At 71.4% G+C, this 20,686-nt stretch carries 18 protein-coding genes; 13 read left to right on the plus strand and 5 right to left on the minus strand.

The features are described from left to right. Positions 1-138 precede the first annotated feature (138 nt). Both ACIRPT_RS17655 and ACIRPT_RS17660 read right to left on the minus strand, forming a co-directional pair. Positions 139-1,935 (minus strand): ABC transporter substrate-binding protein, encoded by a 1,797-nt coding sequence (locus ACIRPT_RS17655; RefSeq protein WP_403827980.1) that lies wholly within the window; start codon positions 1,933-1,935, stop codon positions 139-141. 86 nt (positions 1,936-2,021) lie between these two features. Continuing rightward, a complete protein-coding gene (locus ACIRPT_RS17660) occupies positions 2,022-3,053 on the minus strand; it encodes an ABC transporter permease (RefSeq protein ID WP_403827982.1) in 1,032 nt (343 codons plus the stop codon). A 491-nt stretch (positions 3,054-3,544) separates the two neighbouring features. Here ACIRPT_RS17660 and ACIRPT_RS17665 point away from each other — a divergent pair, with 491 nt between their 5' ends. Then, positions 3,545-4,642, plus strand: a complete 1,098-nt coding sequence (locus tag ACIRPT_RS17665) for a hypothetical protein (RefSeq protein ID WP_403827984.1) — start codon at positions 3,545-3,547, stop codon at positions 4,640-4,642. Positions 4,643-4,665: 23 nt separating this feature from the next. Here ACIRPT_RS17665 and ACIRPT_RS17670 read toward each other — a convergent pair whose 3' ends face one another. Continuing rightward, positions 4,666-6,819, minus strand: coding sequence for a prolyl oligopeptidase family serine peptidase (locus tag ACIRPT_RS17670; protein ID WP_403827986.1), 2,154 nt, complete (start codon positions 6,817-6,819; stop codon positions 4,666-4,668). A gap of 230 nt (positions 6,820-7,049) precedes the next feature. Between ACIRPT_RS17670 and ACIRPT_RS17675 the strand changes: the two genes are divergently transcribed. The 8 genes from ACIRPT_RS17675 to ACIRPT_RS17710 all read left to right on the plus strand — a co-directional run bounded on the left by ACIRPT_RS17675 (position 7,050) and on the right by ACIRPT_RS17710 (position 15,014). Then, on the plus strand, positions 7,050-7,244 hold the full coding sequence (locus tag ACIRPT_RS17675) for a hypothetical protein (protein ID WP_046926170.1): 195 nt from the start codon (positions 7,050-7,052) through the stop codon (positions 7,242-7,244). 97 nt (positions 7,245-7,341) lie between these two features. Continuing rightward, the gene (mshB, locus tag ACIRPT_RS17680; RefSeq protein ID WP_403827989.1) at positions 7,342-8,355 is read left to right on the plus strand and encodes an N-acetyl-1-D-myo-inositol-2-amino-2-deoxy-alpha-D-glucopyranoside deacetylase; all 1,014 of its coding nucleotides are present in this window, start codon (positions 7,342-7,344) and stop codon (positions 8,353-8,355) included. Next, the gene (locus ACIRPT_RS17685; RefSeq protein WP_403827991.1) at positions 8,352-8,891 is read left to right on the plus strand and encodes a DUF6113 family protein; all 540 of its coding nucleotides are present in this window, start codon (positions 8,352-8,354) and stop codon (positions 8,889-8,891) included. Before mshB ends, ACIRPT_RS17685 begins: the two co-directional genes overlap by 4 nt. Positions 8,892-9,133: 242 nt before the next feature. Next, positions 9,134-11,293, plus strand: a complete 2,160-nt coding sequence (locus ACIRPT_RS17690) for a hypothetical protein (RefSeq protein ID WP_403827993.1) — start codon at positions 9,134-9,136, stop codon at positions 11,291-11,293. Positions 11,294-11,534: 241 nt separating this feature from the next. Next, on the plus strand, positions 11,535-12,530 hold the full coding sequence (locus tag ACIRPT_RS17695; RefSeq protein ID WP_403827995.1) for an ABC transporter ATP-binding protein: 996 nt from the start codon (positions 11,535-11,537) through the stop codon (positions 12,528-12,530). Next, positions 12,527-13,264 carry an ABC transporter permease gene (locus ACIRPT_RS17700; RefSeq protein ID WP_403827997.1) on the plus strand — a complete coding sequence of 246 codons (738 nt, stop codon included), beginning with the start codon at positions 12,527-12,529 and terminating at the stop codon, positions 13,262-13,264. The genes ACIRPT_RS17695 and ACIRPT_RS17700 overlap by 4 nt, the downstream gene beginning before the upstream one ends. Next, positions 13,261-14,502, plus strand: a complete 1,242-nt coding sequence (locus ACIRPT_RS17705) for a sensor histidine kinase (protein WP_403827999.1) — start codon at positions 13,261-13,263, stop codon at positions 14,500-14,502. The genes ACIRPT_RS17700 and ACIRPT_RS17705 overlap by 4 nt, the downstream gene beginning before the upstream one ends. A 152-nt stretch (positions 14,503-14,654) precedes the next feature. Then, positions 14,655-15,014, plus strand: a complete 360-nt coding sequence (locus ACIRPT_RS17710; RefSeq protein WP_403502229.1) for a hypothetical protein — start codon at positions 14,655-14,657, stop codon at positions 15,012-15,014. Between the two features lie 172 nt (positions 15,015-15,186). On the opposite strand, the gene ACIRPT_RS17715 is transcribed toward ACIRPT_RS17710, so the two are convergent. After that, positions 15,187-15,534, minus strand: coding sequence for a hypothetical protein (locus ACIRPT_RS17715; protein WP_403501050.1), 348 nt, complete (start codon positions 15,532-15,534; stop codon positions 15,187-15,189). A gap of 180 nt (positions 15,535-15,714) precedes the next feature. On the opposite strand from ACIRPT_RS17715, the gene ACIRPT_RS17720 reads away from it, so the two are divergent. From ACIRPT_RS17720 to ACIRPT_RS17735, 4 genes are all read left to right on the plus strand, one after another. Further along, positions 15,715-16,350 (plus strand): response regulator transcription factor, encoded by a 636-nt coding sequence (locus ACIRPT_RS17720; RefSeq protein WP_403828001.1) that lies wholly within the window; start codon positions 15,715-15,717, stop codon positions 16,348-16,350. Positions 16,351-16,417: 67 nt separating this feature from the next. Continuing rightward, on the plus strand, positions 16,418-17,509 hold the full coding sequence (locus tag ACIRPT_RS17725; protein ID WP_403828003.1) for a PP2C family protein-serine/threonine phosphatase: 1,092 nt from the start codon (positions 16,418-16,420) through the stop codon (positions 17,507-17,509). 350 nt (positions 17,510-17,859) lie between these two features. Then, positions 17,860-18,783, plus strand: a complete 924-nt coding sequence (locus ACIRPT_RS17730) for an NADP-dependent oxidoreductase (RefSeq protein ID WP_403828005.1) — start codon at positions 17,860-17,862, stop codon at positions 18,781-18,783. A gap of 33 nt (positions 18,784-18,816) precedes the next feature. Further along, entirely contained in the window at positions 18,817-19,755 is a 939-nt protein-coding gene (locus ACIRPT_RS17735) for an AraC family transcriptional regulator (RefSeq protein ID WP_403501061.1), read from the plus strand. A gap of 66 nt (positions 19,756-19,821) precedes the next feature. Here the strand turns inward: ACIRPT_RS17735 and ACIRPT_RS17740 are convergent, their stop codons facing one another. Next, positions 19,822-20,682 carry a transglutaminase-like domain-containing protein gene (locus ACIRPT_RS17740; RefSeq protein WP_403828007.1) on the minus strand — a complete coding sequence of 287 codons (861 nt, stop codon included), beginning with the start codon at positions 20,680-20,682 and terminating at the stop codon, positions 19,822-19,824. Between the last annotated feature and the right edge of the window lie 4 nt (positions 20,683-20,686).

The raw sequence follows: 20,686 nt of genomic DNA on the forward strand, positions 1-20,686 counted from the left end.
TTTTTGTCTTTGTGTCTTCACTTTTCCTCCCGCGGGGGGGGGGGGGGGGGGGGGGGGGGGGGGGGGGGGGGGGGGGGGGGGCCCCCGCCCCGGGCCCCCCCCCCCCCCGGCGCCGGGGTAACCGTTAGGGGTGCGCGGTTACTTCTTGACGTACATCTTGGTCGGGTCGACGGAGGAGATGATGTCGTTGTTCACGACGCCGCCGACCTTGGAACCGTGCAGCTGGATCTGCTTGTAGTAGAAGGTCGGGATCTGCGGCAGGTCGTCCTTGAGGATCTTCTCGCCGAGCGCGAACCAGTCGTCCGCGGCCTTCTTCTGGTCGGTCTCCTCGGAGATCCGGTCGATCTCCTTGTTGGTCTCCGGGCTGTTGTACAGCGAGTAGTTGGTGCCGCCGTCCTGGATCTGCCGGCCGTCGTACACCGGGGGAAGCACCGTCAGCGAGCTCGGCCAGTCCGCGCCCCACGCCGAGGGGTAGACGTCGAACTTGTTGTCCGTCTTGCCGATGATGTCGTAGTAGGTGTCCGGCGGCAGTTCCTTGTTCTGGACGTTGAAGCCGGCCTTCTTGAGGTTGTCCACCACCGCGACGGAGTACTTCGCGGGCTCGGTCGCCGTGTTGTGGGCGTAGGTCAGCTTCATGCCGGTCTTGCCGGCCGCCTTCAGGATCTTCTTGGCCTTCTCGATGTCACCCATCGGCTTCTTCATCTTGCCGTAGGGGTCGATCTCCTTGAAGCCGGTCAGCGTCGGGCTGATGTAGCTGCCGGCCAGCTCGCCGCCGCCCGGGGTGCCGTACTGGTCGAGGATGGCCTGCGTCGGCATCGCATAGGCGATGGCCTCGCGGACCCGCTTGTCCTTCAGACGCCGCATGTTGAAGTTCATCACGCCGACGTAGGGCTGGTAGCCGGAGGTCGAACGGGCCTTGATCTTCGGGTCGTTGGCGACCTGCAGCATGCTGGAGGCGTCTACCTGGTTGTTGAAGCTGACCGCGGTCTGGTTGTCCGCGTTGTCGGCCATCAGGCGCTGGGTGGACTGGGGGTAGGACACGCTGAACTGGATGTCGAACTTGTCGACGTACTGGTGACGCGAGATGTCGGTCTTCGGATCCCAGTTGGTGTTCTTGACCAGCGTGATGCCCTTGCCGTTCTTGAACGACCCGGGCTGGATCTTGTACGGGCCCGAGGAGACCGGAGCCCTGTCGTACTTCTCCTTGGTGTCCTTGGCCTTCTCGACCGCGCCGTAGCCCGTCATCGCCAGGGCGTAGGGCAGGTCACCGACCGGCTTCTTGAAGTGGAAGACGATGGTCTTGTCGTCCGGCGTGTCCAGGACGCTCGCGGGCAGGTGCTTGCCGTCGTAGGGGCCGCCCTTGAGGAGCTTGCGGTAGTCGTTCGAGTCCGCCAGCCAGCGCTGGAGGTACGTCGGGCCGCTGGAGATGAAGTTGGCGAACGTCCGCTCGACGGTGTGCCGGATGTCGGCCGAGGTGATCGGCTTGCCGTCCTCGAACTTGATGCCGTCCTTGAGCTTGTACGTCCACGTCTTGCCGCCGTCGGACTTCTGGCCGCTGTCCGTGGCGAGGTCACCGACGACGGTGTACTTGCCCTTGTTGTCCAGGTGGTACGTGGTCAGCCGGCGGGTGAGCAGCGTCGAGAGGGTGCCCATGTCGGAGACGTACTGCTGCGCCGGGTCCAGGTGGGCGTAGGTGTCACGCTGGTAGACCGTGATGGTGCCGCCCGGGGTGGCACCGGGCACCGGCTCGGCCGGTCCCTTGGAGGCGGCCGCGTCGCCGAAGGTGATCTGGGCGCGTTGCTTCTCGGCGTTCCGGCGGGCGTCGTCGTCGGACGCGCCCGGCTTGGCGCCGGCGCTGCATGCGGTCAGGGCCAGCGCCCCGGCGGTCAGCGCCACGATCGCGGCCTGCGCTCTGCGCATACGGACATTGCTCATGGTGATGAAGCACCTGCCTGTCGTAGATCCGTTGCTGCTGCCTGACTGATGCGGTGCTGGGGTGGCAGCACCCCCGTGAAACGGAATTACCGAGCCCTCTTGGGGTCGAAGGCGTCCCGGACCGAGTCCCCGAGCAGGTTGAACGCGACGATGAAGAGGACCATCGCAATGCCGGGGAAGAACAAATAGGTGATGTCGTTCCGGTAATAGTCGGCCGCATTCGCGAACATCCGGCCCCAGTCCGGGGTCGGCTCGACGAGACCGACGCCGAGGAAGGAGAGTCCAGCGATCGAGGTCACGAAGTTCGGCAGCATGTAGGTCGTCTGCACCAGGATCGGCGTCATCACATTCGGGATCAGTTCGCGCCGGATGATCCGCCACGGAGAGGCGCCGCTGATCCGGGCGGCCTCGATGTATTCCCGCTCGCGCAGGGAAAGCACCTGTCCGCGCAGCAGCCGGGCCAAACTCATCCAGCCCAGGAACCACATCACGAGAATGATGATCGTCACGCGCAGCCAGAAGGGCATCTCGTCCGCGGGGGCGACGAAGATGGCGCTCACGACCGGGACGAAGGCGACGTAGAACAGCTGGTTGGGGAAGGCCATCAGCAGGTCGATGAACCGGCCGATGAAGTAGTCGGTGCGGCCGCCGAAATAGCCCGCGGCGACGCCCAGCACGATCGCGGTGAGCACGGAGACCAGGGTGATGGCCACCGCCAGCCCCAGAGTGTTGCGGATGCCGTAGAGCAGCTGCATGAACACATCGCGACCCAGGCTCGGTTCGACTCCGAACCAGAAGTCCGAGGAGATGCCGCCGTTGGGGCCGGCGGGATACTGGTTGACCAGCAGCCCCGGGGTGTTCAGGCCGTACTGGGTCCAGGGGTCCTTGCCGTAGATCTTGGAAATGATCGGCGCCAGCGCTCCGATCGCAAAAAAGAACAGCACGATGCAGGCACTGATGACGCCGGTCCGGTCGCGCTTGAAGCGCGTCCACATCAACTGACCCGGTGAGCGGCCCGTCAGTGCACCGTCCGTGCGGCCCTTCTTCGAACTCACACCTTCGGAGCCCGGACCCGGGGTATCGGTCTTGGTCACCGCGGTCTGGGATGGACTAGTCATCGCGAAGTGCCCCCGCGCCGAGTTCTTTTGGAACATGAAGCGGCGCCGAAGTTCGCGCCGTTGGATGAGCGCGACTTTCGCAAGTGATTTATGGCGGAGTCAAGGGTATGCGGTGTGCCGGTGTGCAGGTCGTCCGCTTCTTGAGCGAAGATTACGCAGATTGACGCATAGGCGTGCTTGACAGTCAGCGGCCATGTGCGGCATGGGAGACATATCGCCCCGAACTTCTTTAACGAAACGGCAACTTCACCGTCGCGGCACCGATATACGGACGCGGAATGATGAACAACGTACGGCCGTGCGGGTGCCGTGGACCGGCCGGGGACCGTCAGACGAGCCCCCGGCCGGTCGCCGCTTCGCCGGTGTCTGCCACCTCGGCGGATGCGTATGTGTTGTCCCCGTCCTCCGCGTGGAGTAGACCTGCGGTGGGCACCCGCGCACCGGCGGGCGCCGAGGACGGCGAGGCGCATCGACGCGGACGGGGGCGGGCCGTGTCCACCAGACGGAACAGCGGTCTCAGCGGCGGCGCGCGGGGACTCGGCGCGCTGGCCTGTTCGTTGCTGGCGCTGCTGAGCGTCGGCTGGATCATCCGGGACCTCGGGATCGCGCAGCACCCCGCCGACCTGTGGTGGACGTGGCTGGGCCAGGCCCGCCGGCCCGCGGAGTTCACCGCCTGGGCCACCTCCGCCCTCGACCCGCTGCTGGCGCTCGGCGCGCTCGCCGCCGCCGTCGCCGCGCTGCGCGCCGCGTCCTCGGTGGCCTCCGGCGCGCTGCTCGCCCTCGCGGCGGCCACGGCGCTGATGCGGCTGCCGCTGCTGTGGGTGCTGGGCGCGGGCTGGCTGCAGGGCCTGGAGAGCGGGCTCACCGGACGGGCCAGGCTGACCGCCGGCGCCGAGATCGCGCTCGCCGTGGTGCTCGTCGCCGTGGTCGCGGCGGGCCGCCGGCCGGACGGGAGCGCCGACCGGGACCTGCGCGGTGTGACACAGACGGCGTACGGCGTGGTCCACCGTCTGCCGTACGAGGAGTCCGGCGGCGTGCCCGGCCGGCCGCGCAGGGGACCCGCCGTCACGCTCGGCGTCCTCCTCGGCGGCGCCGGGCTGGCCATCGCCGCCTGGGAGGTCCACTGGTGGCTGCGGCTCGACTGGGGCACGTACCGCAAGGGGCTGCTGGGCGATGCCTCCGTCTTCCGGGCGCTGCTGCAGCCCCCGGTGCACTGGCAGGTGGCGGCGCTCGCGCTGCTGGCCCTGACGGGCGCCGCCGCGGCGCTCCGGCGGGCGTCCTGGGCCCGGCCCGCGGCCATGGCGGCCGGGGCGCTGCTGTTCGCCCAGGCGGCCGCGGCGCTGGCCTTCGCCAACGCCAGCGGGCAGCTGGACCGCTTCCCGGTGCTGCCCGGTCAGGCCCAGCTGGAGCTCGGCACCGCGCTGTGGGTGGCGGCCGCCGGGCTGGCCGCGGTCGTCGCGGCGGCCTGGCCCGGGGTACCGGACGAGAGCCGGGACGCGGCCACGGCCGTGGCGTACGGCGCCTCCCCGGGCGCGGAGCGGCCGCCGCACGCCCCGCCCCCGCCGTCCACACTCCCGCCCGGCTGGTAAGTCCCCGGTGGCCCCGCGCCCCCTCACCCCATCCCCAAGGACCTCTTGAGGAAGTCCACTTCGAGGAGCAGCAGGTTTTCGGCCACCTGTTCCTGGGGCGTCATATGGGTCACCCCGGACAGCGGCAGCACCTCGTGCGGGCGGCCCGCGGCGAGCAGCGCGGCGGACAGCCGCAGCGAATGCGCCACCACCACATTGTCGTCCGCCAGCCCGTGCACGATCAGCAGCGGCCGGTGCGGCTCCACAGCCCCCGACAGCCCCTCGTCCGTGACCAGCGAGTTCTCGGCATAGACCGCGGGCTCCTCGTCCGGGTGCCCCAGATACCGCTCCTGATAGTGGGTGTCGTACAGCCGCAGATCGGTGACCGGCGCGCCCACCACCGCCGCGTGGAAGACATCCGGGCGGCGCAGCGCGGCGAGCCCCGCCAGATAGCCGCCGAACGACCAGCCCCGGATCGCGACCCGCTCCAGGTCGAACGGAAAGGATCCGGCCAGCGCCTGGAGGGCGTCGACCTGATCTTCCAGGACGACCGAGGCGAGGTTCCTGCACACCGCCTTCTCCCAGCCGGGCGAGCGCCCCGGCGTGCCCCGGCCGTCCGCGACCAGCACAGCGAACCCCTGGTCGGCGAACCACTGGGACGTCAGATAGGCGTTGTGCGCGGCGACGACCCGCTGGCCGTGCGGACCGCCGTACGGGTCGAGCAGCACCGGCAGCGGGCCGTCGGCGTCCGTATAACCGGTCGGCAGCACCACCGCGCACGGGATCTCCCGCTCGCCGGCGGACGCGAAGCGGGGGCGGGCGGTGAGGACCGGCCGCTCGGCGTACGAAGCGATCGAGGCGAGCGTCTTCTCACCGCCGTCCGCGTCCAGCCGGACCACCTCGACCTGGGCGCCGGGCCGCTCCGGTGACGCCTGCGAGAGCACCACCAGCGCCCCGCCGCGCACCGCCGAGGACACCGTCGGATACGGCCGCTCGCCGACCCGCTCCCAGCCGCCCTGATCACCGCTCCCGCGGAACCAGGCACGGTAGACGCCGATGTCCTTCATGTCCGTGCCGCTCGCGGAGAAGAGGACGTCGTCCTCCCCGATGTCCAGTACGGCGCGGACGTGCAGCGGCGCGCCGGTCAGCGGGCGGTCCCCCACGAACAGCTTGCGCGCACCGCCCTCGTCCGCGATCCGTACGAGGCGGCCGTCCGGCGTCCAGGCGGGCGTCCCGGGGAACGGCTCGACCCAGGCCTCGTCGTCGTCCTCGTGCACCGTGCGGGTCGCGCCGGTCGCGGTGTCGACGGCCAGATAACGCTGGTCGCGCTGGTCGCGGGACTGCACCAGCAGAAGCGGGGGGCCGGCCGCCGACCAGTGCACGCGCGCCAGATAGGGGTAGCGCTCACGGTCCCAGGTCACGTCCGTACGGGAGCCGTCCAGGCCGAGCAGCGCCAGCGTGACCACGGCGTTGGGGGTGCCCGCCGCGGGGTAGGCGACGCGGGCGGGCTCGCGGTCCGGGTGCGCGGGGTCGGCGATCCACCAGCGCCGCACCGGGGAGTCGTCGACCCGCGCGGCCAGCACCTGGTCGCTCCCCGGGGACCACCAGTAGCCCCGGTGGCGGCCCATCTCCTCTGCGGCGATGAACTCCGCGAGTCCCCAGGTGACTTCCGCGCCGTCCGGTTCGGCGAGCACCTGGTCCCGGCCGTTCTCCGCGCCGTCCGCCGCGATCACCCGCAGCCGGCCCTCCGCCACATAGGCCACATGCCGGCCGTCCGGCGACGGCCGCGGGTCCACCACCGGTCCCCGGGCCGGGAGTTCGCGCGTGGTGCCGGCCCGCAGCTCGCAGACGAAGAGCCGGCCGGAGAGGGCGAACGCCGCCAACTCCACCGCGGCGTCCACCGCATAGTCGACGATGCCCGCCGAACCTTCCCGGCTGCGCTCGCGGCGCGCCCGCTCCTGCGCGGTGAGTTCCTCGTCCGCGCCGGCCAGCAGCGTCCCGGGGTCGGCGGCCGTGAACTCCCGTCCCTCGTCCAGGTCGAGGACCCACAGCCGCTGGGCCCGGTCGTTGCCGCCGGGGGAGCGGAGGAAGACGACGCGGGCGCCGTCGGGCGAGATGGCGTAGCCGCGCGGGGCACCTAGTGTGAAGCGCTGCGTACGGGCGTACTGCCGGGGGAAGGAAGGCTGTCCGGTCGTCATGCGCCGAGCCTAGAGGGGCGTGGACTCGCGGTGGTCGCACTCGCGAAGATCGCGTGCGCCCCTCCTCTGCTCCCGTGCACCGACTTATGCGCTCGGACGGAAAGTTATGATCCCTTGCGCGTCGTGGGTACGGGGTAAAGAGCCCATGGCATACCCGGTGTGCGGGTCGTCGAGGCGGTCCGTGTGCCACCAACTCTGTCCCTTCCGTGCGTACTTGGAGGTGAGCCGCCGTGGCACTCTCGATTTCGGCGGTGGTGCTGCTGGCGATCATCGTCTTCTTGCTTGTCAAGAAGTCCGGGCTGAAGGCCGCGCATGCGTTTGTCTGCATGCTGCTGGGCTTCTATCTGGCCAGCTCGTCCATCGCCCCGACGGTCAAGCAACTGACGACGAACGTCGCCAGCATGCTCGGCAACATCAAGTTCTGACACGTCGCGCCGCGGCCGCCCGTACTCCGATCGGGTGTATGGGTGGCGACCGGGATCGCATGGTGAAGGCCGGGCGGACGGCTCGTAGGCTGTCCGCATGACCTCCCGCCCGTCGCCCAGCACCGCCCCAAGCGGAGACTCCTCCGGACGCCGTCCGGGGGGACCCCCATCGCGTCGCAGTGACATCCCCGCCCGCCGTCTGCTGCTGGTCCATGCGCACCCGGACGACGAGTCCATCAACAATGGCGTGACCATGGCCAAGTACGCCGCCGAGGGCGCGCACGTCACGCTGGTGACCTGCACGCTCGGCGAAGAGGGCGAGGTCATCCCGGCCGAGCTCGCCCATCTCGCGCCCGACCGCGACGACACCCTCGGCGCGCACCGCGTCGGCGAGCTGGCCGCCGCCATGGCGGCCCTCGGCGTCACCGACCACCGCTTCCTCGGCGGCGCGGGCCGCTACCGCGACTCCGGGATGATGGGCGCCCCCCAGAACGACCGCCCCCAGGCCTTCTGGCAGGCCGATCTCGACGAGGCGGCGGCGCACCTGGTGGCCGTCATCCGCGAGGTCCGCCCACAGGTGCTGGTGACATATGACCCGAATGGCGGATACGGCCACCCCGACCACATTCAGGCACACCGCGTAGCGATGCGCGGCGCGGAGCTCGCCGGACAGACGCAGTTCCGGCCCGATCTGGGCCCGGCGTACGCGATCGAGAAGATCTACTGGAACTGCAACGCCCGCTCGGACGTCGAGGAGGGCTTCGCGCGGCTGACGGCGGCCGGCGTCGGCTTCCCCGGGATCGCCTCCGTGGACGACGTCCCGGGCGTGGTGCCGGACGCGGATGTCACGGCGTCCATCGGTGGCGCCCCGGCCCACGCGGCCGCCAAGACCGCGGCGATGCGCGCCCACTACACCCAGATCGCGGTCGACGGGCCGTTCTTCGCGCTCTCCAACGACTTGGGTCAGCCGCTGTTCGGCAGCGAGCATTATCAGCTGGTGCACGGCGAACCGGGTGTCCCGGAGGGCGAGCGCGAGGACGACCTTTTCGCGGGCATCGCCACCGGTGTGGACAACGGCGAGAGCGTCCGGATCGAGGAGGCCGCGGAATGAGTACCGGAAAGGGCGGCGGCGCCGCAGGCAACGGGTCCAACGGGGCGAAGAGGGCCAACGGCGCCAACGGGGCCAACGCCGCGCGCCGGTCGCGGGCGGGCGGCGGCAACGCCTCCGGCGCGCGCCCCACGCCGCCACGCCCCGCCAACGGGATGTCCGCGCCGGTGACGCCCGGCCGTATCGGCATATATGTGCTGCTGCTGGTCGCGGGAGTGCTGGTCGCGCTCGCCGGGACGCTCGTCCAAGCGGCGTGGTTCCCGGGCGGGTTGCTGCTGGCGCTGGCCGGGGTCTGCGGGCTCTTCTACGGCGGGGTCACCGCGACCGGCACCCTGGCCGGCGCCCTGATCCCGGGCGCGGGCTGGCTGGTGGCCCTGGTCCTGCTGCTCGGCAACGTCCGGCCCGAGGGTGACTTCCTGTTCGGCGCCGGTATCAGTTCGTCCCTCTTCCTGGGGGGCGGCAGCCTTCTGGCTGTGATCTGCGCCACCGTCGCCCTGCGGCGGGCTACGGGCGTACCGTACGGCCGAGTTGGCGGATGACGTGGTCCAAACCAGGACGGATGCCGCGCGGTCCCCGGTAAACGAATCGGGTGCCGGGGGTTCGCCCGTGCCAGCGGTGTTCGTACGCTCTTCGGGTGTCCGTCGGCGGCGGACAGTATGGTGGTGCGCGCCGCCGCGCCGCCCTGGGGGCACTCCCTCGGCTAACGCCGGGGGCTCCCCCACCCGGTCTGAGGCCGGGGAGCAACTCTGACGAGCGGCGGAGCCAACCGGGAGAACCTGCTTTGAGTCGTGAATCTGACAGTTCGTCCTCCGGCCCCCAGAGCCGTGGCGGAGCCGCGTACCCCTCGGGCACGCAGCCGTACGGCTCGCCCGGGGGAGACGCCGACGAGGCCGCGGCCCAGCCGCAGGAGCCGAAGACCGAGACCACGCTGACGACGCGGATCAAGATCAATATTCCGGGGTCCCGCCCCATCCCGCCGGTCGTCGTGCGCAAGCCCGTCGGTGAGGAGTCCGGCATGAACGCATCGGCCGCACCCGGCGCCGCCGGGTCCCGGGGCGCGCCCGCCGAACGGGGCGCCGAGCGTACGGCGAACACCCCGCGGCCGGAGGCCCCGGCGGCGGACGCGCCGCCCGCGGGCGGCCCCGGCGACAAGACGAGCGACTGGTTCGCGCCGCGCAAGCCGGGCGCTGGCGGCGGATCGTCGAGCACCGGGTCGCACGCGGCACCGCCCGTGCCCTCCGGTACGACGCCGCCGCGCGGACCCTCGGGCGCGAATGCACCGCAGCGCCCCGATCTGCCCTACTTCTCCGACGGCCAGGCCGCTCCGGGCGGCGGTTCGCCGTTCGACACCGGGATGCAGCAAGGCGGTTCGCCGTTCGACACGGGGGCTTCCCAGGGCGGGGCGCCGTTCGGCGGCGGCTCCCCGTTCGACGGTGCCGCACACGGCGGGGGCTCGCCGTTCGACGCGCCCGGCACGCCCGCGCGCGAGCACAGCCCCTTCGACTCCCCGATGGGCGGCGCGGCCGGTACCCCCGCGCCCCCGGCCGGCCCGACGACCGGCCCGGCCCACGGCGACAGCGCGCTGGGCCTCCCGCCCGGCTTCCGTGACCCCGCGGCCGGGGCTACGCCCGGCAGGCCCGACGACACCGCCGAGCTCACCCCGCAGCCCCCGGCGCCCCCGCTGGCGGGGCCCGGCAACGGCATCGGCGTCACCGGCGGCATCTCCGGCGGACTGCCCGGCAGCGCGGCCGCCGCGGCGCCCGGCGCCGCGAAGAAGGGCGGCCGCAAGGGCGGCGTTCCCGGTGCCGTCGGCGGCGGTGACGGAGTGCCCGGCGGCCGGGTGTCCGGTGACACGCTGGTCAGCGGCATCCCGGCGACCTCCGACGGCCCTTCGTCGCCGTCTCCGTTCGCGTCCGGCCCGGCCGACGGCGAGGAGAGCGCCGGCGCGGCGCCGCGCCGCAAGATCCCCGAGCCGATCAAGCCGGCCAAGAAGGGCCGTAACAAGATCGTCCTGGTGGGCGTCGGCCTGGTGGCCCTGGTCGGTGTCGCCTACGGCGCCGGTCTGCTGCTCGACCACGCCGACGTGCCCAACGGCACCACCGCGCTCGGCGTCGACATCGGCGGCATGACGAAGGACGACGCCGTCAAGCAGCTGGAGAAGGAGCTGGGGGACCGGCGTACCGCGCCGCTCAAGCTCAGCGTCGCCGGCAAGTCCGTCACGCTCCAGCCCGCCAAGGCCGGCCTGGACATCGACCTGCAGGCCACGGTCCGCAACGCCGCGGGACGGGACTACAACCCCGTCTCCGTCATCGGCTCGCTGTTCGGGGGCACCCGGGTCGCCAAGCCGTCGATGATCGTCGACGACGAGAAGCTGGGGGTCGCGCTGCAGAACGTCGCGGGGTCCGCGGGCTCGGCCAAGGACGGCGGGATCACCTTCGAGAACGGCAAGGCCGTGCCCCACTACGGCGTCCCGTACAAGTCGGTCGACACCGCCGCATCCAAGACCAAGATCTCCGACGCCTACCGCGACCGCGCCTCGACCGGCACCGACACCCCCGTCGCGCTGGCCGCCACGACCCAGCAGCCGAAGGTCAGCAAGGCCGCGGTGGACGACGCGATGAAGCTCTACGCCGAGCCCGCGATGTCCGGCCTGGTGACGGTCCGTACGGACGCGGTGCACTTCGTCGCCTTCAGCCCGCAGAAGTCGATCCCGAAGTTCCTCTCCATCGCGGCCGACCCCGAGGGCAAGCTGACGGTGAAGTACGACCTGCCGGCCCTCCGGCAGCTCTACGGCGACACGTTCAACGGCGTGACGGTCACCACGGGCAACGGTGCCAAGAAGCCGGTCACCGTCAACATGGTGGCGAGCGCGGTGGGCAAGGCGCTGCAGGGGCGCACGCCCGCCGAGCGGGACCAGACGATCGGGGCGGATGCTCCGTGACGGTGGTTCGGTGACGGCGGTTCGCTGACGGAGGCGCCGTGACGGTGGTTCCGGACGGCGGCGGCTGACCGTCGCGGTGTCCGGCGACCGCTCGCCGTTTCGCGCAAAGGCGCAGGTGGAGGCCCCCTCGGGGCGATTCCTCAGGGAATCCCCTAGGGGGCCTCACCCATGACAGATGTCATGACAGAGTCCCTACATACGACACTGCCGGGCGGCCCGCGAATGCCGGAAGCTCAATGGCATGACGACGACAGCCACCACCACAGCCACCACCGCGCAGGCCGCGGGCCCGGCGCCCGTGGTCAGCTTCCGAGGGGTCAGCAAAAGCTACGGCGCGGTGCGCGCGGTGGCCGATCTCGACCTGGAGCTGCACCCGGGCGAGACGGTCGCCCTCCTGGGGCCGAACGGCGCCGGCAAGTCCTCCACCCTCGACCTGCTGCTGGGGCTGCGCAGCCCCGACTCCGGCAGTCTCTCGCTGTTCGGGACGACCCCGCAGCGCGCGATAGAGCAGGGCAAGGTCGGCGCGATGCTTCAGAGCGGCGGCCTGATGGAGGGCGTCAAGGTCAAGGAGCTGGTGGGGCTGGCCCGCGATCTGCATCCCCATGGCTATCCCCTCGACCAGATCATGGCCACCGCCGGCATCACCGACATCGCCGACCGCCTTGTCGACAAGCTGTCCGGCGGCCAGGAGCAGCGGGTGCGCTTCGCGCTCGCCACCGCCGGCGCCAACGACCTGATAGTTCTGGACGAGCCGACCACCGGCATGGACGTCTCGGCCCGGCAGACCTTCTGGGGCGCGATGCGCCGGCAGGCCCAGGAGGGCCGTACGGTCCTCTTCGCCACCCACTACCTCGAAGAGGCCGACGAGATCGCCGACCGGGTGATAGTGCTGCACCGCGGCCGGGTGCTGGCCGACGGCACCGCCGCCGAGATCAAGGCCCGGGCCGGCGCCCGCCGGGTCACCTTCGACCTCGAGGGGCCGATCGACCGTGACGCCCTGTCCGCACTGCCGTTCCTGACCTCCCTGTCCGTCTCCGACGCCGGCTCCGCGGCGGGCTCGGGGCGTACGGTCCGTATCCAGTCCCAGGACGCCGACGCGACCGTGCACGCGCTCTACGGCCTCGGCCTCTACCCGCGCAATCTCGAGGTCTCCGGCCTCGGCCTGGAGCAGGCCTTCATCGCCATCACCACGGCATCCGACGCGACCCCCGCCACCGCCGAGGAGGCGGCCCGATGACCACTCTGATCAAGCTCGAGATCGTCCGCGCGCTGCGCAACAAGAAGTTCATGTTCTTCTCGGTGATCTATCCGCCGGCGCTGTATCTGATCATCGCCGGCGGCGCGGACAGCAAGCCGATCCCCGGTATGAAGCTGGACATGGGTCTTTATTTCATGGTGTCCATGGCAGCATTCGGTGCCATGACGGCCGTCCTGCTGGGCAACAGCGAGCGCATCGCCAAGGAGCGCGAGAAGGGGTGGGTGCGCCAGCTGCGGCTGACGGCCCTGCCCGGCCGCGGTTACGTCGCCGCCAAGATAGGCGCCGCGGCGACCGTCAGCCTCCCCTCGATCCTGCTGGTCATGATCGTCGCCGCCGCGGTCAAGGGCGTACGGCTCGAGGCCTGGCAGTGGATCGCCATCGCGGCCGGCACCTGGCTCGGCAGCTTCGTCTTCGCCGCGCTGGGCGTCGCCATCGGCTATATGGCCACCGGTGACGCGGTCCGCCCGATCGCGATGCTCATCTACTTCGGCCTGGCGTTCCTCGGCGGGCTGTGGATGCCGCTGACGATCCTGCCGGAGTGGGTGCAGAACATCGCGGAGTGGCTGCCGACGCACGCCTACACCGCGCTCGGCACGGCGGTCGAGGCCGGCGGCGCCCCGCACATCAAGGACATGGCCATCCTCGCCGGCTATCTGCTGGTCTTCACCGGCGGCGCGGCCTGGCTCTACCGGAAGGACACCCGCAAGGCATGAACGAGCCGGAGGCCGAGCGGAACCCGGTCAGGATCGGGATGCCCGCCCTCAACGGCAGGCAGAAGCTGGTCAAGTCCGTGTGGATCGTGATCTGGTTTCTCTACCTGGCCGGTCCCATCGGCCAGCTGATCGAGGGCAAGATGTCCGCGGCCGACGAGGCCCTGGGCTGGAGTGGGTTCGCCCTCTTCGTCGGCGCCTATTTCGCTCTGGTCTTCCGGTACATGGTCCATCTGCCGACGTACGGAAGCCTGGTGCGCTGCACGGTGGCCTTCCTGGCGGCGCTCGCCGGCCTCCTGTCCTTCACGCTCGGCCCCAACTGGCTCGTTCTGTTCACCTTTGTCGGCGTCGCCGCCGCGGTGACGCTGCCCTTCTCCCTGTCGCGGTGGATCATCCCGGCGCTGACCGCCGCGCTCATCGGCATCGGGATGCGCTACGAGGACGCGCGGACCTACCTCCTCGCCTACGCCCTGCCGTGTCTGCTCAGCGGCTTCGCCATGGTCGGGGTGCAGTATCTGATCCGTACGACGGCCGAACTGCGCGCCGCCCGCGAGGAGGTCGCCCGCCTCGCCGCCAACGACGAGCGACTGCGCCTGGCCCGCGATCTGCACGACCTGCTCGGTCACTCCCTCTCCCTGATCACCCTCAAGAGCGAGCTGGCCGGGCGGATGCTGCCCGGCGCCCCCGACGACGCCGCCCAGCAGATCGCCGACATCGAGCAAGTCAGCCGGCAGGCGCTGGTCGACGTCCGCGAGGCGGTCACCGGATACCGCCGGCCGCGGCTCGCCGTCGAGCTGGCCGGGGTGCGCGCGGCGCTGCGTACGGCCGGCGTCGAGGTCACCGTCGACCCGGCCCTGGAGGCCGAGCACCACGGGCTCGCGATCGACGAGGAAGGGGCGCTGGCCTGGGCGCTGCGCGAGGCGACCACCAACGTCATGCGGCACAGCGGCGCCCGCCACTGCGAGCTGCTGCTCACCGAGGAGTGGGAGTCCGACGAGCGTCGCTATCTGTGTCTGTCGGTGCTCGACGACGGCGCGGGCCCGCCCCGCGCCCTGCACGACGGCAACGGCCTCAGCGGCCTGCGCGAACGCCTCGCGCTCGCCGACGGCCGCCTGGAGATCGGCTCCGCACCACGGGGCCGCGGCTTCGCCCTGCGGGCCTATGTCCCCCTGAGTGGCCCGGCGCCGTCCGGCGGCGGTGTAACCGGGACGGCCGCCGGAATCGTTGGGCCACATGGCTGAAATTCCCCAACGAGGGTTTGAGTTTCTGCGGTTCGACGGCGTGGCGCGCGGACATCGGCAGCACGATATGTCTGACATCCACCAGGACGAAGGCTAGGAGCGCCGTGAGAAGATTTGTGCAGGCCGGAAGTGTCATCGGGGCGTGTGGTGTGATGCTGCTCGCCGCCGGAACGGCCGAGGCCCAGACCCCGGAGCCTTCCCTGCTCGAGGCCGCGGTGGGCGCCGATCTGGCCGATGTGACCGGCATGGTTTCCAACGTCATGTGCGACAACCGCCTGGCTGACTTCAATTACAAATCGCCGCGGGTCAAGTCGCCGCACCCCTGTATCAACGGGCCGGTGCGCAGCGGCAACAGCCTGCACAGCGGGAACTTCATCAACCGCGGAAATCCGAACAACAGCGGAAATCTCAGCAGTACCAATGGTTCCACCAATAGCGGAAATTCCGCCTCGGGGAATGAAGCGGGCAGCGAAAACAATATTCAGCGGCTCCTCGGAGGGTTCCCGCACTGATAAAGCACAGCTGGGAACACGGCTCGAAACACCGCTGAAAACTCCGCTGGAAACTCGGCTGGAAACGCCGAAAGGCAACAAAGCGCCTCCGTCCCCGGTACGTTCCGGGGGCGGAGGCTTTGTCCGTCAGCGCTGCGTAAACGTGTGCCGCGAGGTCCGGCCCGCAGCAGGCCTAGAGCTTCTGCGTGTTGTTCTCGCTGTCCGACTCGTTCCCGTTGGCGGTGTTTCCGGAGTCGGAGGTCCCGTTGGTGTTGGTCGGGCTTCCGCTGTTGCTCGCGGCGCCGCCGATGTAGATGTTCTGCGCGTTCTTGAGGTTTCCGCTGTTCACCGGCCCGTTGATACACACCCTGGCCCGGTGCCGGCACACCAGGACGGAGTTCATCTCGATCCAGGTGTCACCGTTCGCCGAACTGCCCCAGTCGTCGTACCCGCCCCACGCCAGAGCGGGCGTCGCCCCGCCCAGCGCCATGAGCACCCCACAAGCGCCGGCGATCAATTGGTTGCGTACCGATTTCTTCACTGCGTGGTCCTGCCCCTCGAGGTTGGTAAGCCGCAGTCTTGTTACCGGGCAAGCCCCTCTCCGCCAAGCTTGAAAGGCGGCCCGTCCCCGTATTCACTCTCTTTGACCGCCGGATTCACCGTGACGGCTCTCTCCAGCGTCAACGCCCGGGCGATGCTCCGCCCTGGCTATTCTGTGCGTATGACTGACCCGGACGGCGAGCGGCCCGTGAACTGTGTGCGACTCCTCCTCGCCGAGGACCAGTCGATGGTCCGGGAGGCGCTGGCCGCGCTGCTGTCCCTCGAACCCGATCTGGAGGTCGTCGCCCAGGCGGCCCGCGGCGACGAAGTCCTCCCGGTGGCCCGCGCCCATACGGTGGACGTCGCCCTGCTCGACATCGAGATGCCCGGGATCAGCGGCCTCGACGCGGCGGCCGGGCTGCGGGACGAGTTCCCCGGCATCAAGATCGTCATCCTCACCACCTTCGGCCGCCCCGGCTATCTGCGCCGCGCCATGGAGTCGGGAGCCGACGCCTTCCTGGTCAAGGACGCCCCGGCGGCCCGTCTCGCGGACGCCGTACGCCGCGTACTGCGCGGCGAGCGGGTCATCGACCCGGCCCTGGCCGCGGCTGCGCTCGCCGACGGCGCCAGCCCGCTGACCGAGCGGGAGCGCGAGGTGCTGCGGCTGGCCGACGGCGCCACCAACGCCGAGATCGCCGCCGCCCTGTGCCTCTCCCAGGGCACGGTCCGCAACTACCTCTCCCTCGCCGTCCAGAAGACCGGCGCCCGCAACCGCGCCGCGGCCGTCCGCACGGCCCGGGACAAGGGCTGGCTGTAGGCGCACGGCTCCTCGGGACCTTCGTCCCTGTGCACCGCCGCCCCCCGTCCCGCAGTCTTGAACTGTTATGCCCCACACCCGCCCACCCGAGAGCGGCCGCCGGGCCGCCCTCCTGCTGATCCTCGCCATCGCGATCGTCGTGACCGTGGACGCGACGACCGGCCCGGAGCTGCACATCTCCGCGTTCCTGGGCATCGCCCCGCTGGTGGCCGCGCTCCGCTGCTCGTACCGCTGGACGGTGGTGGTGGCGACGGTCTACGTCGGGTGCCTGACGTATGTCGACATCCTGACGGTGCCCGACTGGGCCCCGGCCAGCCGGGTCGTCGGGGTCTTCGGCGCGGTGCTGGTCGGCGCCTTCGCGCTGGTGCTGTGCCGCACCAGGCTGGAGCGAGAAGCGCTGCACGCCCGTACGAGCCTGGTCGCCGACACGGTGCAGCGGGCCGTGCTGCGCGAGCTGCCGCTGCGCGCCGGCCCCGTCGAGGCGGACGGCTTCTATGTCTCCGCCCAGGAGGGCGCCCGCGTCGGCGGCGACATCTTCGAGGCCGTCGACACCCGGCACGGACTGCGGCTGATGATCGGCGACGTCCAGGGCAAGGGCATGCCCGCCATCGGCGCGGGCCTGGAGGTGCTCGCCTCGTTCCGGGAGGCCGCCCAGTACCAGGACTCGCTGGAGTCCGTCGCCGGGCGCATGGAACAGGCGCTGACCCGCTACAACACCCGCTCCGCCGAGCAGGGCACCGACGAGCGCTTCGTGACGGCGCTGCTGATGGAGGTGCGCGGGCCGAACGAGGGCCGGGTGCTCTCCTGCGGCCATATCCCGTACTACCTGGTGCGCGGCGGCGTGGTGTACGAGCGCAGCGACGGCGAGGGCGGGCTGCCGCTGGGCCTGGGCACGCTGACCGGCGAGCCGCGCCGCAGCGTACGGGTCCGCCCCGAGAGCGACGACTGGGTCGTGCTGTGCACCGACGGCGTGACCGAGGCCCGCGGCGCGGACGGTGCCTTCTACCCCCTGCGCGAGCGGCTGGCCGCGTGGACCCGTCTGACCCCCGCGGAAGTGGCCCGCACCCTGCGCGCCGACCTGGAGGACTTCACCGAGGGCGATCTCAAGGACGATGCCACGGCGCTGATCGTGCACCGCACGGGTGCCGTATCGGCCTGAGGCCCGGCTCGCCCCGGCGTCTGCCGGCGGGGCGGCCTCGGCCGGATCGACGACGCCGGATCGACGACCCCGGATCGACGACCCCGGATCGGTGACAGGGGTCCCAAATCGCGCCCGACGACGCTCACGCCGCGCGGCGCGTATGGCCAAGACTGCCCGCCCGCAAGACGCTGGGACATGTAGCCGAGACGGAAGGCCATTCTGCGGCTCGTCCGATCTCCCTAGGGTTGAAGACATCAAGCCGGACATCAAGCCGGACACCGAGCCCGACACCGAGCCGGACACCGTGCAGACCGCCGTGCAGATCACCGAGCCGGACGCCAACCGGCCGCAATCCAGGGAGAGTTACCGTGCGCGCAGTAATCCAGCAGTCCTTCGGCGGCCCCGAGGTCCTCGAGGTCGTGGAGACCGAGCGGCCGAAGCCGCTGGCCGGTGAGGTCCTCGTCAAGGTCCACGCCAGTGCGGTCAACCCCATCGACGTGGCGGTCAGGTCCGGCGCCATCCCGCTGCTCGGCGAGCCGCCGTTCGGGGTGGGCTGGGACATCTCCGGGGTGGTCGAGGAGGCCGGCCCCGGCGCCAGGTTCGCGGTGGGCGACGAGGTGTACGGGATGCCGTTCTTCCCCCGAGCCGCCACCGGCTACGCCGAGTACGTCGCCGTACCCTCCCGCCAGGTGGCCCGTAAGCCCGCCCGGCTCGACCATGTGCACGCCGCCGCCATCCCCCTCGCGGCGCTCACGGCCTGGCAGGGGCTGGTGCAGGCGGCGGGCGTCAAGGAGGGCGACCGGGTGCTGATCCAGCGGGCCGCCGGTGGCGTCGGCCACTTCGCGGTGCAGATCGCGAAGGCGCGCGGCGCCCATGTGATCGCCGTCGCCAGCGCCGCCCGGCACGATTTCGTCCGCGGCCTCGGCGCCGACGAGGTCATCGACTACCGGACCACCGACTACACCGAGACCGTCAAGGACGTCGACATAGTCCTCGACTCCATGGCCCAGGGCGATCGCGCGCTCGGCGTGCTGCGCCCCGGCGGCGTGCTCATCAGCGTCCTGGAACACGGCAACCCGGAGCTCGCCGCGCGCGTCGAGGCGGCCGGACGGCGCTTCGCCGGCATCTCGGTCGAGCCGGACTACGCCGCGCTCGAAGAGATCGCCGAGCTGGTCGACGCGGGCCGGATCAGCCCGTACGTCGAGCAGACGTTCCCGCTGGAGGAGGCCGGCAAGGCACATGAGCTGGTCGCCGCGGCACACGTACAGGGCAAGATTGTCCTGACGGTCTGACCGCGACGGGCCGCACCAGGGAGGCGAGGCCGGATGGACATCCTCAGCGAGGCGCTGGCCTCGATGCGCACGGGACACCCGGCGTCCGTACGGACCAACGGCCGCGCCCCCTGGGGCCTGCGGCTGCCGCCGGTCGCGGGCGCCGGGTTCCATGTGGTGCTGTACGGGACCTGCTGGCTGATTCCCCTCGATGACGCGTCGGCGCGTCTCCGTCCCATCCCGCTGAGCCCCGGCGACGTGATCTTCCTGCGCGACGGGCGGGGCCACATCCTCGCCGACGACCCCTCCACCCCGCCCGAGGAGCCCGGGGAGGAGGAGTTCCACGGGGGTTCCCCGATCGGCTCGGTCACCATCGGCGGCGAGGGCCCCGAGACCAGCCTGCTCTGCGGCAACTACCACCTGGACCAGGGCCGCCCGCACCCCCTGGTGCGCCAGCTGCCCGAGGTGATCCATCTGCCGACCCGGCACGGCCGCCATCCGGAGCTGAGCGCCGCCGTCCAGCTCCTCGGCTCCGAGCTGGAGAACCCGCGCATCGGCTCGGACGGCATCGTCCCCGCCCTGATCGACTCGCTGCTCCTCTACATCCTGCGGGCCTGGCTGGACGATCAGCCCCCGGCCGCCGCCCGGGGCTGGGCCGCGGCCCTGGGCGACCCGGCGGTGGCGCCCGCCCTGTCGGCCCTGCACGACGACCCCTCGGCCCAGTGGACGGTCGAGGCGCTGGCCGAGCGCGCCGGGCTGTCCCGCGCCGCGTTCGCCCGGCGGTTCGCCTCGCTGGTGGGCGAGCCGCCCATGGCGTATCTGACCCGCTGGCGCATGACGACCGCCGCCCGGCTGCTGCGCGAGTCCGACGCCCCGCTGTCGACGGTCGCCGCCCGCACCGGATACGGCTCGGAGTTCGCCTTCGCCAAGGCCTTCAAGCGGGAGTACGGCCTGGCCCCGGGCGGCTACCGGCGCCAGGCCAGGGCGGCCTAGGCGGCCCAGGCGTACCGCGGCTCTGACCGGCGGACCGGCCGCCCCTGACGGCGCACGTCCGACGGGTCAGTTGAGCATCGCTCGGGCCCCCGCGGCCTGCCGTCGGATCGCGGTCGCGGCGGCCGGATCGAGCGCCTCCACCACCCGTGCGTACTCCTCGAGCTCCTCGGCCCCGGCCGTGAACTCCCCGCGCTGGACGAGGAGCTGGGCCCGCTCGTGGCGCAGCCGCGCCGGATGGCTGGGCAGCAGCAGCGACAGGTCCAGCGCCCACAGCTGGACGGCGCTGTGCTCGGGGCGCGCCTGCGCCCAGGCCCGGATGTTGTTGAGGATCCGCAGCACGATCTCCAGCGGGTCGGCGGGGCTGAGCATCCGCTCGGTCAGCTCCCCGCCGGTGGCGCCCCGCACCAGCAGTGCCGCGTCCGTCTCGCCGAGCGGCCGCCCGCCCGCGAACGGGTCCACCAGCACATGCGCCCCGTACGGGTCGCCGAGGCCGACGACGAAATGGCCCGGCAGCGCCACCCCGTACACCGGCGCCCCGGCCCGCCGCGCGACCTCCGTCCACACCACCGACAGCAGGATCGGCAGGCCCCGGCGCCGCCGCAGCACCTCGTGCAGCAGCGACGACCCCAGCCGCCGGTAGTCGGCGGGCGAGCCGCCGAAGCCGCACCGGGTGCCGAGCAGCTCGGCGAGATTACGGGCCCAGGCGCCGGGGCCTCCCGAGGGGGCGTAGGGGAGCATTCCGGCCAGCCGGTCCAGTTCGATCTGGGCCTCGTCGATGCCCGCCTCGTCCAGCGCGGGATCGGCCTCCGCCGCGATCAGCAGGCACAGCAGGGCGAGGTCGGGCTTCTGCGCACGGGCGGCCTCGGCGAACTGCCGCCGCCGCGCGGCGCGGGCGCCCTCCGTCCCCGGATCCGATTCCTTGGCCATAACA

The organism is Streptomyces sp. NPDC101227 (assembly GCF_044767545.1).
In the GTDB taxonomy this organism is placed as follows: Bacteria; Actinomycetota; Actinomycetes; order Streptomycetales; family Streptomycetaceae; genus Streptomyces.

Coding starts and splice junctions, on each gene's coding strand:
- ACIRPT_RS17700 (WP_403827997.1), top strand. CDS start 12,527: ATGACCACTCTGATCAAGCTCGAGATCGTCCGCGCGCTGCGCAACAAG.
- ACIRPT_RS17710 (WP_403502229.1), top strand. CDS start 14,655: ATGCTGCTCGCCGCCGGAACGGCCGAGGCCCAGACCCCGGAGCCTTCC.
- ACIRPT_RS17740 (WP_403828007.1), bottom strand. CDS start 20,682: ATGGCCAAGGAATCGGATCCGGGGACGGAGGGCGCCCGCGCCGCGCGG.
- ACIRPT_RS17725 (WP_403828003.1), top strand. CDS start 16,418: ATGCCCCACACCCGCCCACCCGAGAGCGGCCGCCGGGCCGCCCTCCTG.
- ACIRPT_RS17670 (WP_403827986.1), bottom strand. CDS start 6,819: ATGACGACCGGACAGCCTTCCTTCCCCCGGCAGTACGCCCGTACGCAG.
- ACIRPT_RS17735 (WP_403501061.1), top strand. CDS start 18,817: ATGGACATCCTCAGCGAGGCGCTGGCCTCGATGCGCACGGGACACCCG.
- ACIRPT_RS17720 (WP_403828001.1), top strand. CDS start 15,715: ATGACTGACCCGGACGGCGAGCGGCCCGTGAACTGTGTGCGACTCCTC.
- ACIRPT_RS17705 (WP_403827999.1), top strand. CDS start 13,261: ATGAACGAGCCGGAGGCCGAGCGGAACCCGGTCAGGATCGGGATGCCC.
- mshB (WP_403827989.1), top strand. CDS start 7,342: ATGACCTCCCGCCCGTCGCCCAGCACCGCCCCAAGCGGAGACTCCTCC.
- ACIRPT_RS17660 (WP_403827982.1), bottom strand. CDS start 3,053: ATGACTAGTCCATCCCAGACCGCGGTGACCAAGACCGATACCCCGGGT.
- ACIRPT_RS17685 (WP_403827991.1), top strand. CDS start 8,352: ATGAGTACCGGAAAGGGCGGCGGCGCCGCAGGCAACGGGTCCAACGGG.
- ACIRPT_RS17695 (WP_403827995.1), top strand. CDS start 11,535: ATGACGACGACAGCCACCACCACAGCCACCACCGCGCAGGCCGCGGGC.
- ACIRPT_RS17655 (WP_403827980.1), bottom strand. CDS start 1,935: ATGAGCAATGTCCGTATGCGCAGAGCGCAGGCCGCGATCGTGGCGCTG.